The 15,167-nt window shown below is 53.4% G+C and carries 14 protein-coding genes, 1 pseudogene and 1 other annotated feature; of the genes and pseudogenes, 10 read left to right on the top strand and 5 right to left on the bottom strand.

Going from position 1 to position 15,167, the window contains the following annotated elements; translation table 11 throughout:
* Positions 1 to 10: 10 nt before the first annotated feature.
* Positions 11 to 2,284, bottom strand: a complete 2,274-nt coding sequence (gene phsA / locus OGY18_RS05545) for a thiosulfate reductase PhsA (protein ID WP_286552192.1) — start codon at positions 2,282 to 2,284, stop codon at positions 11 to 13.
* A gap of 399 nt (positions 2,285 to 2,683) precedes the next feature.
* Between phsA and sbcB the strand changes: the two genes are divergently transcribed.
* Positions 2,684 to 4,108, top strand: coding sequence for an exodeoxyribonuclease I (gene sbcB, locus OGY18_RS05540; RefSeq protein ID WP_286552190.1), 1,425 nt, complete (start codon positions 2,684 to 2,686; stop codon positions 4,106 to 4,108).
* A 58-nt stretch (positions 4,109 to 4,166) separates the two neighbouring features.
* Here the strand turns inward: sbcB and plaP are convergent, their stop codons facing one another.
* The 4 genes and pseudogenes from plaP to OGY18_RS05525 form a co-directional block, all read right to left on the bottom strand.
* The gene (gene plaP, locus OGY18_RS05535; RefSeq protein WP_003834188.1) at positions 4,167 to 5,528 is read right to left on the bottom strand and encodes a putrescine/proton symporter PlaP; all 1,362 of its coding nucleotides are present in this window, start codon (positions 5,526 to 5,528) and stop codon (positions 4,167 to 4,169) included.
* Positions 5,518 to 5,580 carry a membrane protein YoeI gene (gene yoeI / locus OGY18_RS27300; protein WP_099045591.1) on the bottom strand — a complete coding sequence of 21 codons (63 nt, stop codon included), beginning with the start codon at positions 5,578 to 5,580 and terminating at the stop codon, positions 5,518 to 5,520. The genes plaP and yoeI overlap by 11 nt, the downstream gene beginning before the upstream one ends.
* Before the next feature lie 162 nt (positions 5,581 to 5,742).
* Positions 5,743 to 6,727 (bottom strand): annotated as a pseudogene (locus OGY18_RS05530) (LysR family transcriptional regulator).
* Positions 6,728 to 6,768: 41 nt separating this feature from the next.
* Positions 6,769 to 7,593, bottom strand: a complete 825-nt coding sequence (locus OGY18_RS05525) for an SDR family oxidoreductase (RefSeq protein WP_286552186.1) — start codon at positions 7,591 to 7,593, stop codon at positions 6,769 to 6,771.
* 174 nt (positions 7,594 to 7,767) lie between these two features.
* Between OGY18_RS05525 and hisL the strand changes: the two genes are divergently transcribed.
* The 9 genes from hisL (at position 7,768) to hisIE (ending at position 15,120) form a co-directional block, all read left to right on the top strand.
* Positions 7,768 to 7,815, top strand: coding sequence for a his operon leader peptide (gene hisL / locus OGY18_RS05520; RefSeq protein ID WP_100250077.1), 48 nt, complete (start codon positions 7,768 to 7,770; stop codon positions 7,813 to 7,815).
* Positions 7,791 to 7,913: a sequence feature (His leader region), on the top strand. It overlaps the preceding gene by 25 nt.
* Before the next feature lie 45 nt (positions 7,914 to 7,958).
* Entirely contained in the window at positions 7,959 to 8,858 is a 900-nt protein-coding gene (hisG, locus tag OGY18_RS05515) for an ATP phosphoribosyltransferase (protein ID WP_003834191.1), read from the top strand.
* 127 nt (positions 8,859 to 8,985) lie between these two features.
* Positions 8,986 to 10,290: a histidinol dehydrogenase gene (gene hisD, locus OGY18_RS05510; RefSeq protein ID WP_279275744.1), complete on the top strand. Its 1,305-nt coding sequence runs from the start codon at positions 8,986 to 8,988 to the stop codon at positions 10,288 to 10,290.
* Positions 10,287 to 11,366: a histidinol-phosphate transaminase gene (gene hisC / locus OGY18_RS05505; protein ID WP_048235080.1), complete on the top strand. Its 1,080-nt coding sequence runs from the start codon at positions 10,287 to 10,289 to the stop codon at positions 11,364 to 11,366. The genes hisD and hisC overlap by 4 nt, the downstream gene beginning before the upstream one ends.
* Positions 11,363 to 12,430: a bifunctional histidinol-phosphatase/imidazoleglycerol-phosphate dehydratase HisB gene (hisB, locus tag OGY18_RS05500; RefSeq protein ID WP_032943910.1), complete on the top strand. Its 1,068-nt coding sequence runs from the start codon at positions 11,363 to 11,365 to the stop codon at positions 12,428 to 12,430. The genes hisC and hisB overlap by 4 nt, the downstream gene beginning before the upstream one ends.
* Positions 12,430 to 13,020 (top strand): imidazole glycerol phosphate synthase subunit HisH, encoded by a 591-nt coding sequence (gene hisH / locus OGY18_RS05495; RefSeq protein WP_001103544.1) that lies wholly within the window; start codon positions 12,430 to 12,432, stop codon positions 13,018 to 13,020. Before hisB ends, hisH begins: the two co-directional genes overlap by 1 nt.
* On the top strand, positions 13,020 to 13,757 hold the full coding sequence (gene hisA / locus OGY18_RS05490) for a 1-(5-phosphoribosyl)-5-[(5-phosphoribosylamino)methylideneamino]imidazole-4-carboxamide isomerase (protein ID WP_008785166.1): 738 nt from the start codon (positions 13,020 to 13,022) through the stop codon (positions 13,755 to 13,757). The genes hisH and hisA overlap by 1 nt, the downstream gene beginning before the upstream one ends.
* Positions 13,739 to 14,515 (top strand): imidazole glycerol phosphate synthase subunit HisF, encoded by a 777-nt coding sequence (gene hisF, locus OGY18_RS05485; RefSeq protein ID WP_000880132.1) that lies wholly within the window; start codon positions 13,739 to 13,741, stop codon positions 14,513 to 14,515. Before hisA ends, hisF begins: the two co-directional genes overlap by 19 nt.
* Complete coding sequence (hisIE, locus tag OGY18_RS05480) at positions 14,509 to 15,120, top strand: bifunctional phosphoribosyl-AMP cyclohydrolase/phosphoribosyl-ATP diphosphatase HisIE (RefSeq protein ID WP_103285506.1); 612 nt, start codon at positions 14,509 to 14,511, stop codon at positions 15,118 to 15,120. Before hisF ends, hisIE begins: the two co-directional genes overlap by 7 nt.
* Positions 15,121 to 15,167: the final 47 nt, after the last annotated feature.

The raw sequence follows: 15,167 nt of genomic DNA, 5'->3' as shown, positions 1-15,167 counted from the left end.
TTCTCCTTTCTCATGCCCGACGAAGCGTAACGCCAGCGGTGTGGACCACCGTACCGGAAACCGGACTGGTAACATGCGGAAGCAAATTACCGCAATGGATACCGTGCGTTGTCGCTGCGGTTTTGGCTCCCGCCTTGGCGCCAAATCCCATATAAACAAACAGCGTATCGGGCCGAATTCCGGCGGTGACCAGCGCTTTGCCTTTTTCCTTGCCGGTCGCATTTTCCAGCCAGATGTCATCACCGCTTTTGATGCCTTTTTCACGGGCCGTTTGCGGGTGGATCCACACCGCGTTATCCCACATCAACTCGCTAAGCAGTGGCACGTATTGCGTCGCACCGTTGGTATGCACCGCCACTTTTCCCTGGATAAAATAGAGTTCACTGTCGCCTTTGAGCGCAAAATTGCGCGCGCGCGGAATACCGTAGCCAGGCAGGAGCGTTTCCAGCTCTTCGGAATAGAGTTCGATTTTTCCTGACGGAGATTTAAAGCGCAGTTGCTCGCCATAGGTACCGTCGCTGTCAACCGCCACCGCGCCCGGATAGCGTTCCACAAACTGACGCACCGCTTCAGGTTCACGCAGCAGTAACGGAACACCCCACTCCCGATACCCTTTCTGACGCAACTCAGCCGATAGCGCATGATCGCCATTAAGCTGGTATAACTGACGCGTTTGCATATCCTGCCATGGGTAGAATTGGCCAAGGCCTAACTGCATGGCCAGCTCTTTCCAGATTTGCCAGCTCGGACGCGCATCCCCAATAGGTTCTACTACCTGCTGACGCAGGGCATAGGCGGGATTCAGGCCCGACATGTCTGAAACTTCTTCATCGCGCTCAAGGTAAGTACATTCAGGCAAAAGGTAGTCGGCATACGCCGCGCTTTCGCTTAAATAGACATCACAACTGACCACAAGGTCGAGCTGTTCAACGGTTTTGACCAGATCTGGTCGACAGGTTACGGTTTGGAAAGGGTTGTGTCGGGACATAATCCATCCCTTCACCGGATAAGGCTTCTGGTTTAACACAGCATCAATGATGCTTTGCACCACACCACCGCCCGCCGCGATGTACTTAAACTGCGGGGCTACCAGATCGATACGCTGCGCCGTTGGCTTGGGTAATTTGACATCGGGTTTTGCCAGCACCGGAGCGACCTTCTCTCCAGCCAGCTTATTGTAAGTTGCCGCCGCTTTTTTCTGATACAAACCGCCTTCACGCTCAATATTGCCAAGCAGCACATTGAGGGTAAAAATCATGCGCCGCATATCAATTTCTTCTTGCGAAAACGTCGCTCGATGGCCCGGACTGACGATGGCATGAGGCGCGCAGGCGGCCATTTCGCGGGTGACCCGAACAATGACATCAGCAGGCACATCCGCGAGCTGCTGCGCCCATTCCGGCGTGGTCTCTTGTACCGCTTCTGCCAGTTGCTCAAACCCCGTGGTGTAGCGCGCCACAAAGTCTGCGTCATACAGATTTTCATTGATCATGACGTGACACATGGCCATCAGCACCGGTAAATCGCCGCCCGGTTTGAGCGCATGCCATTCATCCGCCTTGCTGGAGAATACGGACAAACGGGGATCGAAGCTGACCATCTTCGCACCCTTCTCCTGCGCGGTCATCAGCTCATGCGTATCAGCAACCTCGATCCCTTCATAGAGGTTATGGCCAAAAGAGACCATATAACGGGTATTGGCGATATCCATGGCTAAATCACCACCCATCATAACTTTAGCGGCAATGGCTTTACCGGCAGGACACGTTGATGCGTGAGTAAAGGTATTCGGTGACCCGAAAGCCGTCGCGAGGTGGAATAAATGGCCAGACAGCGAGCCGGATTTAGACGAGAAGACGACTCCCTGGGGACCATATTGCGTTTTTATTGCCGTCATTTTTTCGGCGATTTCTTTATACGCCTGTTCCCAGCTAATAACCTGCCAGTCACCGCTCCCGCGAGGTCCTGTGCGTTTCATGGGTTTAACAATGCGATGAGGGTCGTTGACCAGGCTAACGCCGCTGCCGCCGCGAGCGCAGACACGTGTCCCCTGCTGTGGCGCATTAGGGTTTCCCTGAATAAAAACCGTTTTATTATTAATCACCTGAGCCTGAATTGGGCAGCGAAAAGAACACATCTCGCACAAACTTGGCGTCAGGGATGTTTTCCCTTTGATACTCTCCGGAGAATTTCGTGCCAGTGCCCCGGGCGGGAAACTGCCTATCGCGCAGGCTGAACAGCCTATACCCACGCCTCGCAAAAAATTACGCCGACTAATGCTCATATAACCTCCTGTTATTAGATATATCCAATAATTATATGGCGTTTAGATTATTTATTTTTTACATCAATCACATTTCATTACAATGCATGACAGCGAATTGACATAAATAAAAAACCATTGTTTATAAAAGATTTTTAAAGTTTCCAGAACACAACAAAGAAGAGGAAAATAACAATAATGGTTATCAGTTAGATTATTTACAAACCCGCAACTTCAAGATATTTTATTCCCGTAATTTATTTTAACAGTGCGAAATTTATTAATTAATTCCATTAATGCCCTGTTTATCTCAATTTTATTGCGTGCACAATCCAGCTTCGATAATGCCATGGCTGATTATCTCGCTATTTTTTGGTATTCTTGAACCAGCGCTAAATTGATCCCGGACATAACTGAACAATGAATGACGGCAAGCAGCAACCTGGTTTTCTCTTCCACGACTACGAGACCTTTGGTACCCATCCGGCGCTGGACAGACCCGCGCAATTTGCGGCTATTCGCACAGATAATGATTTCAACATCATAGGCGAGCCAGAGGTCTTTTATTGCAAACCCGCAGACGACTATCTACCGCAGCCTGAGGCGGTGTTGATTACGGGTATCACACCGCAGGAAGCACGTGAAAAGGGAGAAAATGAAGCCGCTTTTGCTGCACGCATCCACGCCCTGTTCACCGTACCGAAAACCTGTATCCTGGGCTATAACAACGTGCGCTTCGATGATGAGGTGACGCGTAACATCCTGTATCGCAATTTCTACGATCCCTATGCATGGAGCTGGCAGAACGATAATTCGCGCTGGGATCTGCTGGATGTGATGCGCGCCTGCTATGCCCTGCGCCCTGAAGGCATTAACTGGCCGGAAAACGACGACGGCTTACCCAGCTTCCGCCTGGAGCATTTGACCAAAGCCAACGGTATTGAGCATACCAATGCTCACGATGCGATGGCGGACGTATACGCCACAATTGCAATGGCGCAATTAGTGAAGTCGCGCCAGCCGCGTCTTTTTGATTATCTCTACAGCCATCGTAATAAGCACAAGCTGGCCGCGTTGATTGATGTCCCGCAAATGAAGCCGCTGGTCCATGTCTCTGGTATGTTCGGCGCATGGCGCGGCAACACCAGCTGGGTAGCGCCATTGGCGTGGCATCCGGAGAATCGCAACGCGGTTATTATGGTCGACTTAGCCGGTGATATTTCGTCGCTGCTCGAACTCGACAGCGACGCCCTGCGCGAACGGCTCTACACGTCTAAAGCGGATCTGGGTGATAACCCGGCCGTACCGGTTAAACTGGTGCACATCAACAAATGCCCGGTACTGGCACAGGCGAATACCCTGCGTCCGGAAGATGCCGACCGTCTTGGCATTAACCGCCAGCATTGTCTGGATAATCTCAAAATTCTGCGCGAAAATCCGCACATACGCGACAAAGTGGTCGCGATCTTTGCCGATGCGGAACCCTTTACACCATCAGATAACGTGGATGCCCAACTGTACAACGGCTTTTTCAGCGATGCTGACCGTGCGGCGATGAAAATCGTTCTGGAAACCGAACCGCGCAATTTACCGGCGCTGGATATCTCCTTCGTCGATAAGCGCATTGAAAAGCTGCTGTTTAATTACCGTGCACGTAACTTCCCGGGAACGCTGGACGAAGCAGAACAGCAACGCTGGCTGGACCATCGCCGCCAGGTATTCACACCGGAGTTTTTGCAAAATTACGCCAATGAACTGCAGTTATTGAGCCAGCAGTATGCGGATAACAAAGAAAAGTTGATGCTGCTGAAATCACTCTGGCAATATGCCGAAGAGATTGTATAAATCCCACATATAAAAAAACGGAGAACATGTCTCCGTTTTTTTTAGTTAAATGCCGTTATTACGCGACATCTTCATCGTACTGCGGCACCGGGTTGCGGAAGCTTTTGGTCACACAAGCCAGGTAAATCAGACCAATACCGGCCCAGATCAGACCCAGAACCATTGAGCTCTCTTCCAGGTTAACCCACAGCGCACCAACTGTCAGCGCACCGCACATCGGCAGGAACAGATACTGGAAGTGGTCTTTCAGCGTCTTGTTACGCTTCTCACGGATCCAGAACTGGGAGATCACTGACAGGTTAACGAAGGTAAACGCCACCAGCGCACCAAAGTTAATCAGCGCCGTCGCCATCACCAGGTCGAAGTTGATTGCCAGCAGAGCAATCGCACCAACCAGAATGATGTTCATAGACGGAGTACGCCATTTCGGGTGTACATAACCGAAGAAACTTTTCGGGAACACGCCGTCACGCCCCATCACGTACATTAAACGCGCTACGCCAGCATGCGCCGCCATACCGGACGCCAGTACGGTAATGGTAGAGAAAATCAGCGCGCCAACCTGGAAGAACTTACCGGCGACGTACAGCATGATTTCCGGCTGTGAAGCGTCTGGATCTTTGAAGCGCGAGATATCCGGGAAGTACAGCTGCAACAGATAGGTGGAGACGATAAAGATCAGGCCACCAATCAGCGCAGTCAGGAAAATCGCACGCGGGATCACGCGCTCAGCGTCTTTGGTTTCTTCTGACAGGTTGCTGATACCGTCAAAACCGGTGAACGAGAAGCACAGGATGGTCGCGCCTGTGATCATCGGGATCACGTGTGCATCACCTGACCAGAACGGACGGCTACTCGCCAGCGTACCGGCACCTTCCCCTTCGAACACGCCATAAACGACCATGCCGAGGATCACTGCAATCAGCACCACCTGCAACAACACGATTACGGTGTTGAAATTCGCAACGGATTTAAGGCTGCGCAGGTTAAAGGCTGTCATAAAGGCCACCAGCGCCACCACGAATATCCATGACGGTATCGACGGCACCAGGGCTTCAAAATAAATTTTTGCCAACAGAATGTTGATCATCGGAGCGAACAGGTAGTCCAGCAGTGATGACCAACCCACCATAAAGCCAACGGTCGGGCTAATGGATTTCTGGGCGTAAGTGTAGGCAGAGCCTGCAGACGGATAGCGACGCACCAGTTTACCGTAGCTCAGTGCGGTAAAGAGGATGGCGATCAGTGCAAAGGCGTAAGCTGTCGGGACGTGACCATCGGTCATTCCTGATACGATACCGAATGTATCGAACAGCGTCATCGGCTGCATATAGGCAAGGCCCATCATGACAACCGGAACCAGCGTAAGCGTTTTACGTAATTCCACGCGAGAGGTGTTTGGAGTAGCGTTATGCGACATGGTTATCCCCCATTACGGCGAAAACCGTCGCGTAAGCAAAAAATTGCCCCATTTTTTGTTAATCCTCAGCGACAACAACTGTCGATTTTTAAGTAAGTATCTATCCGGTACGAAGCCCGGCCTCTTTTATGAATGATTGGTTTGATGCAAAAAAATAACCGACGCGTATTAAAACGTCGGTTAATGTCATTTTTTGCAAGCGGCGTATTTTGCACTAAATTGGGGAGAAATAACAAGAGATTGAAGTAGCCACAAAAGAATATTTTTTCTTAACTGATTGATTTATCAGCAGCCGTTTTCACATACACCCCTGCAATAGCACTATTTGCTAAAATTTCATCCCGCCACCAGGCACTGGCCAACCCGGCGGTCTGTTCATTCCAGCCTATCCACACGGGTTCAAAGACAATTTGTGCGACCACTTTTTTCTCAATCAGTGCGCCGCTTTCCAGAAATCGCTGCGCCAGGTAGCGCGGAATATAACCACATCCCAGACCGCTGATTTGCAATTCCAGCTTGGTTTTGAAGTCAAAAACGGTAATAGCTTCCTGATCGTCAAGCACCTGGGAACCTGAGACGTTGGCATGCTGCGCATTGTCGCCCACCACAATGGCGCGAAAACGGCGAATGGTACGACGATTTAACGGTTCCTGTTCCTGCGCCAGCGGGTGATGCGGCGCAACCACAAACACCTGTTCCAAAACTCCCAGCCGTGCAAAACCAAATTCGCTCGCTGCTGGGGGTTCATGCATGGCGCCAACGATAATATCCGCCCGGCCCTGAATGAGGGCATCCCAGGAGCCGCCCAGCACGCCATTGATAAATTTCAGGCGCGTCACGCTGTGGTGTTGATAGAAAGATTCGATGAGTGGGGCCAGCAGTGAAAAGGGAAACGTATCATCTACGCCAATAACCAGTTCATTCTCCCAGCCTTCGTGAAGTTTAATCGCCTGTTTTTCGAGTTCACGGACGGTGTGCAGCACCTCCCGCCCCTTTTCCAGCAGCATCTGTCCGGTGCGGGTGAACTTAGCCCGGTGTCCGCTGCGATCGAGTAGCTGAATATTAAGATCGCTTTCCAGCTTATGGACCGTGTAGCTAAGCGCAGACGGCGTCTTAAACAATTTTGCCGACGCCGCCGCGAAACTGCCCTCTTTTTCTAATGCATCGAGGATGATAAGAACGTCCAGCAGTGGTTTCATACTCGCCCCCTGGCGGTATACAGCGGCACTCTGCTGGATTGTCACTCCATCGGCATCACCAGCGGGTCAGGATACTGGTACTCAAACCCAAGCTCATTACAAATACGGTTGCCATCAATGACTTTACCTTTACCGTTATCCGTACCGCCGCGAAATTCCGGCGGCTCCATCCCCAACTGGCGGGCCATCTGCGGATAGAACACGTTACGCGCCGGATGCATAGGCGCACATATATTATAGATGTGTCCCCCTTTAGGCGCTTGCAGCAGTAACGTGATGGCAGAAACTACATCGTCCAGATGCACCAGATTGACGCCATGATGTCCGTCAGGTGCTGTCTTGCCAGCGAAGAAGCGACCAGGATGTCTTCCCGGACCGACCAACCCGGCCAGACGCAAAATATCCACCGACGTACCTGGCAAATTGTGCAACCAGTCTTCAAGTTCTTTCAGGACACGACCGCTCGCCGTGACCGGATTACGCGCCGTTCCCTCTTTCACTGTGCCTTGAGCGTCACCATAGACTGACGTCGAACTGGTAAAAATAATTCGTGGGATGCGATACGCCAGCGCGCTGTCGACCAGTTCCTGCATTGCCTGCAGGTAAAATGCTTCCCCAGGACCGCTGCGGCGTGCAGGCAGCGTAATAACCAGCGCATCGGCGTCCATCAGTGCATCGAGATCGTCAGCCTCACAGACCAGTTCAGGTTCCAGGCGCAGCGAATAACTCTCGATACCGCTCATGCGGGCCGCGTCCACCCCATCCAATGTGGTTTTGCTGCCGGTAACCTGCCAGCCTCTCGCCGCCAGCGACATGGCTAACGGCATGCCTAACCAACCTAACCCGACAATTGCGACCTTTTTCATGCCTTCTCTCCTGACTTTTGGCCTATAACGCAAGGCTACGCCAGCCCACGGTGGCTGACAATTCATAGTATCAATATGAAATGAATTAATGATCAAAAAAAGCCCTTGCTTTCCGTAGCTAAAGTGGTTTAGGTTAAAAGACATCAAATGAATAAACATTCATCGAGAAAATTTATGACACGCGCTCAATTCAAACACCATCATCACCATCATCCTGACTAGTCTTTCAGGCGATGTGTGCTGGGAGACGTTTAAATCTTCCAGCGGTGCATGAGCGTATGAGAAAGCCCCCGGAAGATTTCTTCCGGGGGCTTTTTTTTGTGCGTGACCCAAACTGATTCAGACAGGATAACGAGGAATAAAGAATGTTAGACAACACCCGTTTACGCATAGCTATGCAGAAATCAGGCCGCTTAAGCGATGATTCACGCGAATTACTGGCCCGTTGCGGCATTAAAATTAATCTTCACACCCAGCGCCTGATTGCGATGGCGGAGAACATGCCGATCGATATTCTGCGCGTGCGTGATGACGATATCCCAGGTCTGGTGATGGACGGCGTCGTTGACCTCGGCATCATCGGGGAAAATGTTCTGGAAGAGGAACTGCTCAACCGCCGGGCCCAGGGTGAAGACCCTCGCTATTTTACCCTGCGCCGTCTGGACTTCGGCGGCTGCCGTCTTTCGCTGGCAACCCCGGTTGATGAAGCCTGGGATGGCCCGGCAGCGCTGAACGGTAAACGTATCGCGACCTCTTACCCACACCTGCTCAAACGTTATCTCGATCAGAAAGGAGTTTCGTTTAAATCTTGTCTGTTAAACGGCTCAGTAGAAGTCGCTCCCCGTGCGGGTCTGGCTGATGCGATTTGCGATCTGGTGTCCACCGGCGCAACGCTTGAAGCCAACGGTCTGCGCGAAGTAGAAGTGATCTACCGCTCTAAAGCCTGTCTGATTCAGCGCGACGGCGAAATGGCCGAAGCCAAGCAACAACTGATCGACAAACTGCTGACCCGTATCCAGGGGGTTATTCAGGCCCGCGAATCCAAATACATCATGATGCACGCGCCGAGCGAGCGTCTGGACGAGGTCATCGCCCTGCTGCCCGGCGCAGAGCGCCCTACCATTCTGCCGCTGGCAGGCGACCAGCAGCGCGTTGCCATGCACATGGTCAGCAGCGAAACCCTGTTCTGGGAAACAATGGAAAAACTGAAAGCGCTCGGTGCCAGCTCAATTCTGGTGTTGCCGATTGAGAAGATGATGGAGTGATCTGTTGCCTGATAGCGCTTCGCTTATCAGGCCTACAAGAATTGTCACAATTATTGATATTACGGGTCTTGTAGGCCGGATAAGGCAGCGACGCCATCCGGCAACACCCGATGATGGAGTAACGACCATGAGCTTCAATACCCCGATTGACTGGAATAGCTGTAGCCCTGAGCAGCAGCGCGAACTGCTGATGCGCCCGGCAATTTCCGCCTCTGAAAGCATCAGCCGTACGGTGGCCGAGATCCTTGAGAACGTCAAAAATAACGGCGACCGGGCGCTGCGTGAATACAGCGCAAAGTTCGATAAAACCGAGGTTGGCGCGCTGCGCGTGACCGAGGAAGAAATCCAGCAAGCCAGCAGTCGCCTGAGCAACGAGCTAAAACAAGCGATGCAGGCGGCGGTGAGAAATATTGATACTTTCCACACCGCGCAGATCCTGCCGCCGGTGGATATCGAAACCCAGCCAGGCGTACGTTGCCAGCAGGTTACCCGCCCTATCGCTTCCGTGGGCCTGTATATTCCTGGAGGTTCGGCGCCGCTGTTTTCTACCGTATTAATGCTGGCGACCCCGGCGCGCATCGCCGGCTGCAAAAAAGTGGTGCTGTGCTCACCGCCGCCGATTGCCGATGAAATCCTCTACGCCGCGCAGCTGTGTGGCGTAAAAGAGGTGTTTAATGTGGGCGGCGCGCAGGCCATTACCGCGCTGGCGCTGGGCACCGAATCTATTCCTAAGGTCGATAAAATCTTCGGGCCAGGCAATGCATATGTGACCGAAGCCAAACGCCAGGTCAGCCAGCGTCTTGACGGCGCGGCCATCGACATGCCTGCCGGCCCGTCCGAAGTGCTGGTTATCGCCGATAGCGGCGCGACGCCGGACTTTGTTGCCTCTGACCTGCTTTCTCAGGCAGAACACGGCCCCGACTCGCAGGTTATTCTCCTGACGCCAGACACTACGCTTGCCGAAGGCGTTGCCAAAGCCGTTGAACGCCAGCTCGCTGAGCTTTCCCGCGCTGAGACCGCCCGTCAGGCACTCTCCGCCAGCCGCTTAATCGTGGCGAAAGATCTGGCGCAGTGCGTTGAAATATCTAACGCCTACGGTCCGGAACACCTGATTATTCAGACCCGCAACGCGCGTGAACTGGTTGATGAGATCACCAGCGCCGGTTCGGTGTTCCTCGGCGACTGGTCGCCAGAATCCGCAGGCGACTATGCTTCTGGCACCAACCACGTTCTTCCGACCTACGGCTATACCGCGACCTGCTCAAGCCTTGGACTGGCTGATTTCCAGAAACGGATGACCGTACAGGAATTAACCCCACAAGGTTTCTCTGCCCTGGCCTCCACCATTGAAACACTGGCCGCTGCTGAACGACTGACTGCCCACAAAAATGCCGTCACCCTGCGCGTTAACGCCCTGAAGGAGCAAGCATGAGCACTGACAACTTTCTCAGCGTCACTGATTTAGCCCGTAAGAATGTTCGCGAATTAACGCCCTATCAGTCTGCCCGTCGTCTCGGTGGTAACGGCGATGTCTGGCTCAACGCGAATGAATACCCCACTGCCGTGGAGTTCCAGCTCAGTCAGCAGACGCTGAACCGCTACCCGGAGTGTCAGCCGAAAGCGGTGATTGAGAATTACGCGCAGTATGCTGGCGTCAAACCGGAGCAGGTGCTGGTCAGCCGCGGCGCAGATGAAGGGATCGAACTGCTGGTGCGCGCGTTTTGTGAACCCGGTAAAGATGCCATTCTCTACTGCCCGCCGACTTACGGCATGTACAGCGTCAGTGCCGAAACGATTGGTGTTGAGTGCCGCACCGTTCCAACCCTTGATAGCTGGCAACTTGATTTGCAAGGCATCGCGGACAAGCTTGATGGCGTGAAAGTTGTTTACGTATGCAGCCCGAACAACCCAACCGGCCAACTGATCAAGCCACAGGATCTGCGTTCGCTGCTCGACATGACGCAGGGTAAAGCTATCGTGGTTGCCGATGAAGCGTATATCGAGTTTTGCCCGCAGGCCACGCTGGCAGGCTGGCTGTCTGAGTATCCGCATCTGGTGATATTACGCACGTTGTCCAAAGCGTTTGCGCTCGCCGGTTTACGCTGCGGGTTTACGCTGGCGAATGAAGAGGTTATCAATCTGCTGTTAAAAGTGATTGCCCCTTACCCACTCTCTACGCCGGTGGCAGATATCGCCGCCCAGGCGCTGACGCCGCAAGGGATTTCCGCCATGCGTAAACGCGTAGAGCAGATCCTGGAAGAGCGTCAGTATCTGGTAGATAACCTGAAAACAATTCGCTGTGTAGAGCAGGTATTCGATTCTGAAACCAACTATGTTCTGGCGCGCTTCACCGCATCAAGTAGCGTATTTAAATCTTTGTGGGATCAGGGCATTATCTTACGAGATCAGAATAAACAACCTTCGTTAAGCGGCTGCCTGCGAATTACTGTCGGAACCCGTGAAGAGAGCCAGCGCGTCATTGACGCCTTACGTGCGGAGCAAGTATGAGCCAGAAGTATCTTTTTATTGACCGTGATGGAACCCTGATTTCCGAACCGCCAAGTGACTTTCAGGTCGATCGCTTTGACAAACTCGCCTTCGAGCCGGAAGTTGTTCCCGTTTTGCTGAAACTGCAAAAAGCAGGTTTTAAGCTGGTTATGATCACTAACCAGGATGGACTCGGAACCCAGAGTTTCCCGCAGGCTGATTTTGACGGTCCGCATAACCTGATGATGCAAATTTTCACCTCTCAGGGCGTGACGTTTGATGAAGTATTGATCTGCCCGCACCTGCCAGCGGACGAGTGTGATTGCCGTAAGCCAAAAGTGAAGCTGGTTGAACAGTATCTGGTTGAACAGGCCATGGATATGGCGAACAGCTACGTCATTGGCGATCGGGTGACCGATATTCAGCTCGCTGAAAACATGGGCATTAGCGGATTGCGTTACCATCGCGACACCCTAAACTGGGCGATGATCGGCGAGCAGTTGACCAAACGTGACCGCTACGCACACGTTGAGCGTAATACAAAAGAAACGCAGATTGACGTCAAAGTCTGGCTGGACCGCGAAGGCCGCAGCAAAATCAATACTGGCGTTGGCTTCTTTGACCACATGCTGGATCAAATCGCCACCCACGGCGGTTTTCGCATGGAGATTGCCGTCAAGGGCGATCTGTATATAGACGATCACCACACCGTTGAAGATACCGGTCTGGCGCTGGGCGAAGCCTTAAAGCTGGCGTTAGGCGATAAACGCGGCATCAACCGTTTTGGTTTTGTACTGCCGATGGACGAATGCCTGGCACGTTGCGCGCTGGATATCTCCGGCCGTCCACACCTGGAGTACCGCGCGGAGTTTACCTACCAGCGCGTTGGCGATCTGAGCACGGAGATGATCGAACACTTCTTCCGTTCACTCTCCTACACCATGGGCGTCACCCTGCACCTGAAAACCAAAGGCAAAAATGACCATCACCGTGTGGAGAGCCTGTTTAAAGCCTTTGGCCGTACGCTGCGTCAGGCGATTCGTGTAGAAGGCGACACGCTGCCCTCTTCAAAAGGAGTGCTGTAATGAACGTGGTGATTCTGGACACCGGCTGCGCCAATCTGCACTCGGTAAAATCCGCCGTCGCACGCCATGGATACGACCCGGTTGTCAGCCGTGACCCGGACGTGGTGCTGCGCGCCGATAAACTGTTTCTGCCGGGCGTCGGCACCGCGCAGGCGGCTATGGACCAGTTGCACGAGCGCGAACTGATTGAACTGATTAAAGCCTGTACGCAACCGGTACTGGGGATCTGTTTAGGTATGCAACTGCTGGGCCGTCGCAGCGAAGAGAGTAACGGTGTCTCACTACTGGGCATTATTGAACAGGACGTCCCGAAGATGACCGATTTCGGTCTGCCGCTGCCGCATATGGGCTGGAATCGCGTCTATCCGCAGGCGGGGAACCGTCTGTTCCAGGGCATTGAAGATGGTGCGTATTTCTACTTTGTACACAGCTACGCTATGCCGGTAAACCCGTGGACCATCGCCCAGTGCAATTACGGCGAACCGTTTACCGCGGCAGTACAAAAGGACAATTTCTTTGGCGTACAGTTTCACCCGGAACGTTCGGGCGCGGCTGGGGCACAGTTGCTGAAAAACTTTCTGGAGATGTAATGATTATTCCGGCATTAGATTTAATCGACGGCACGGTGGTGCGTCTTCATCAGGGCGATTACGCTAAGCAGCGTGATTACGGCAACGATCCTCTCCCCCGTTTGCAGGATTATGCAGCCCAGGGTGCTGAAGTGCTGCACCTGGTTGATTTAACCGGCGCGAAAGACCCGGCACAGCGCCAGATCCCGCTGATCAAAACGCTGGTCGCTGGCGTCAACGTTCCGGTTCAGGTTGGCGGCGGCGTGCGTACAGAAGCAGACGTGGCGGCGCTTCTTGACGCAGGTGTGGCGCGCGTGGTGGTGGGTTCGACGGCGGTAAAATCCCCCGAGATAGTCAAGAGCTGGTTTGCCCGTTTTGGTGCCGACGCGCTGGTACTGGCGCTGGACGTTCGTATTGACGAGCACGGGAATAAACAGGTTGCGGTCAGTGGCTGGCAGGAAGATTCCGGGGTTTCACTGGAAGAACTGGTTGAGACCTATTTACCCGTCGGCCTGAAGCACGTGCTGTGCACCGATATCTCCCGCGACGGCACGCTGGCCGGCTCAAACGTCGCGCTGTATGAAGAAGTGTGCGCCAAATACCCGCAGGTGGCATTTCAGTCATCTGGCGGCATTGGCGGAATCGAGGACGTAGCGGCCCTGCGCGGGACCGGAGTTCGCGGCGTGATCGTCGGACGCGCCCTGCTGGAAGGAAAGTTCACCGTTGAGGAGGCCATTCAATGCTGGCAAAACGCATAATTCCTTGTCTGGACGTCCGTGATGGGCAGGTGGTAAAAGGCGTCCAGTTCCGCAATCACGAGATTATTGGCGACATTGTCCCGCTGGCAAAACGCTATGCCGATGAAGGCGCAGATGAACTGGTGTTCTACGATATCACCGCTTCCAGCGATGGACGCGTAGTGGATAAAAGCTGGGTATCACGCGTGGCGGAAGTGATCGATATTCCGTTCTGTGTTGCCGGTGGCATTAAATCCATCGACGATGCGGCGCGCATTCTCTCCTTCGGGGCGGACAAAATCTCCATCAACTCCCCGGCGCTGGCCGAACCGGAGCTTATCACCCGTCTGGCGGACCGCTTCGGCGTGCAGTGCATCGTGGTGGGCATTGATACCTGGTATGACGCCGACACCGGTAAATATCATGTAAATCAGTATACCGGAGATGAAAGCCGTACCCGCGTCACGCAGTGGGAAACACTGGACTGGGTGCAGGAGGTCCAAAAACGCGGCGCGGGCGAAATCGTCCTGAACATGATGAACCAGGACGGCGTACGTAACGGTTATGACCTGGAACAACTGAAAAAAGTACGTGACGTTTGCCACGTCCCGCTGATTGCCTCCGGTGGTGCGGGCACCATGGAACACTTTCTCGAAGCCTTCCGGGATGCCGACGTTGACGGCGCGCTTGCCGCCTCCGTCTTCCACAAACAAATTATCAATATTGGCGAATTAAAAGCGTACCTGGCAACACAGGGCGTGGAGATCAGGATATGTTAACGAAGCAACAATGCCGCGAGCTGGACTGGGAAAAAACCGACGGACTGATGCCAGTCATCGTGCAGCATGCGGTTTCCGGTGAAGTATTGATGCTGGGTTATATGAACCCGGAGGCGCTGGATAAAACACTCGAAAGCGGCAAAGTAACCTTTTTCTCGCGGACCAAGCAGCGTCTGTGGACCAAAGGAGAGACCTCCGGTCACTTCCTGAACGTGGTGAGCATTGCGCCTGACTGCGACAACGACACCCTGCTGGTGCTGGTTAACCCGATTGGCCCGACCTGCCATAAAGGCACTTCAAGCTGCTTTGGTGACGCCAGCCACCAGTGGCTGTTCCTGTATCAGCTGGAGCAACTGCTGGCCGAACGTAAAACCGCTGACCCAGCCAGCTCCTACACCGCGAAACTGTATGCCAGCGGCACCAAACGCATCGCACAGAAAGTGGGTGAAGAAGGCGTAGAAACCGCGCTGGCCGCGACGGTGAACGACCGTTTTGAGCTGACAAATGAAGCCTCTGATCTGATGTATCACCTGCTGGTGCTGCTGCAGGACCAGAACCTCGACCTGACGACGGTGATTGAGAATTTACGCAAACGTCATCAGTAAGTTGCAGATATGAAAAAACCGGGCACTGCCCGGTTTTTTGTTGTCAG

This window comes from Citrobacter sp. Cpo142, from assembly GCF_030332425.1.
In the GTDB taxonomy this organism is placed as follows: Bacteria; Pseudomonadota; Gammaproteobacteria; order Enterobacterales; family Enterobacteriaceae; genus Citrobacter; species Citrobacter portucalensis.
The sequence above is the reverse complement of the archived record's forward strand: the minus strand, read 5'-3'. Positions and strand labels throughout refer to the sequence as shown.

Excerpts from the sequence above, each read along its gene's own strand:
- hisA (WP_008785166.1), top strand. The coding sequence starts at position 13,020 with ATGATTATTCCGGCATTAGATTTAATCGACGGCACGGTGGTGCGTCTT.
- phsA (WP_286552192.1), bottom strand. The coding sequence starts at position 2,284 with ATGAGCATTAGTCGGCGTAATTTTTTGCGAGGCGTGGGTATAGGCTGT.
- hisIE (WP_103285506.1), top strand. The coding sequence starts at position 14,509 with ATGTTAACGAAGCAACAATGCCGCGAGCTGGACTGGGAAAAAACCGAC.
- OGY18_RS05525 (WP_286552186.1), bottom strand. The coding sequence starts at position 7,593 with ATGAAAAAGGTCGCAATTGTCGGGTTAGGTTGGTTAGGCATGCCGTTA.
- hisD (WP_279275744.1), top strand. The coding sequence starts at position 8,986 with ATGAGCTTCAATACCCCGATTGACTGGAATAGCTGTAGCCCTGAGCAG.
- hisH (WP_001103544.1), top strand. The coding sequence starts at position 12,430 with ATGAACGTGGTGATTCTGGACACCGGCTGCGCCAATCTGCACTCGGTA.
- plaP (WP_003834188.1), bottom strand. The coding sequence starts at position 5,528 with ATGTCGCATAACGCTACTCCAAACACCTCTCGCGTGGAATTACGTAAA.
- hisB (WP_032943910.1), top strand. The coding sequence starts at position 11,363 with ATGAGCCAGAAGTATCTTTTTATTGACCGTGATGGAACCCTGATTTCC.
- sbcB (WP_286552190.1), top strand. The coding sequence starts at position 2,684 with ATGAATGACGGCAAGCAGCAACCTGGTTTTCTCTTCCACGACTACGAG.
- hisF (WP_000880132.1), top strand. The coding sequence starts at position 13,739 with ATGCTGGCAAAACGCATAATTCCTTGTCTGGACGTCCGTGATGGGCAG.
- hisG (WP_003834191.1), top strand. The coding sequence starts at position 7,959 with ATGTTAGACAACACCCGTTTACGCATAGCTATGCAGAAATCAGGCCGC.
- hisC (WP_048235080.1), top strand. The coding sequence starts at position 10,287 with ATGAGCACTGACAACTTTCTCAGCGTCACTGATTTAGCCCGTAAGAAT.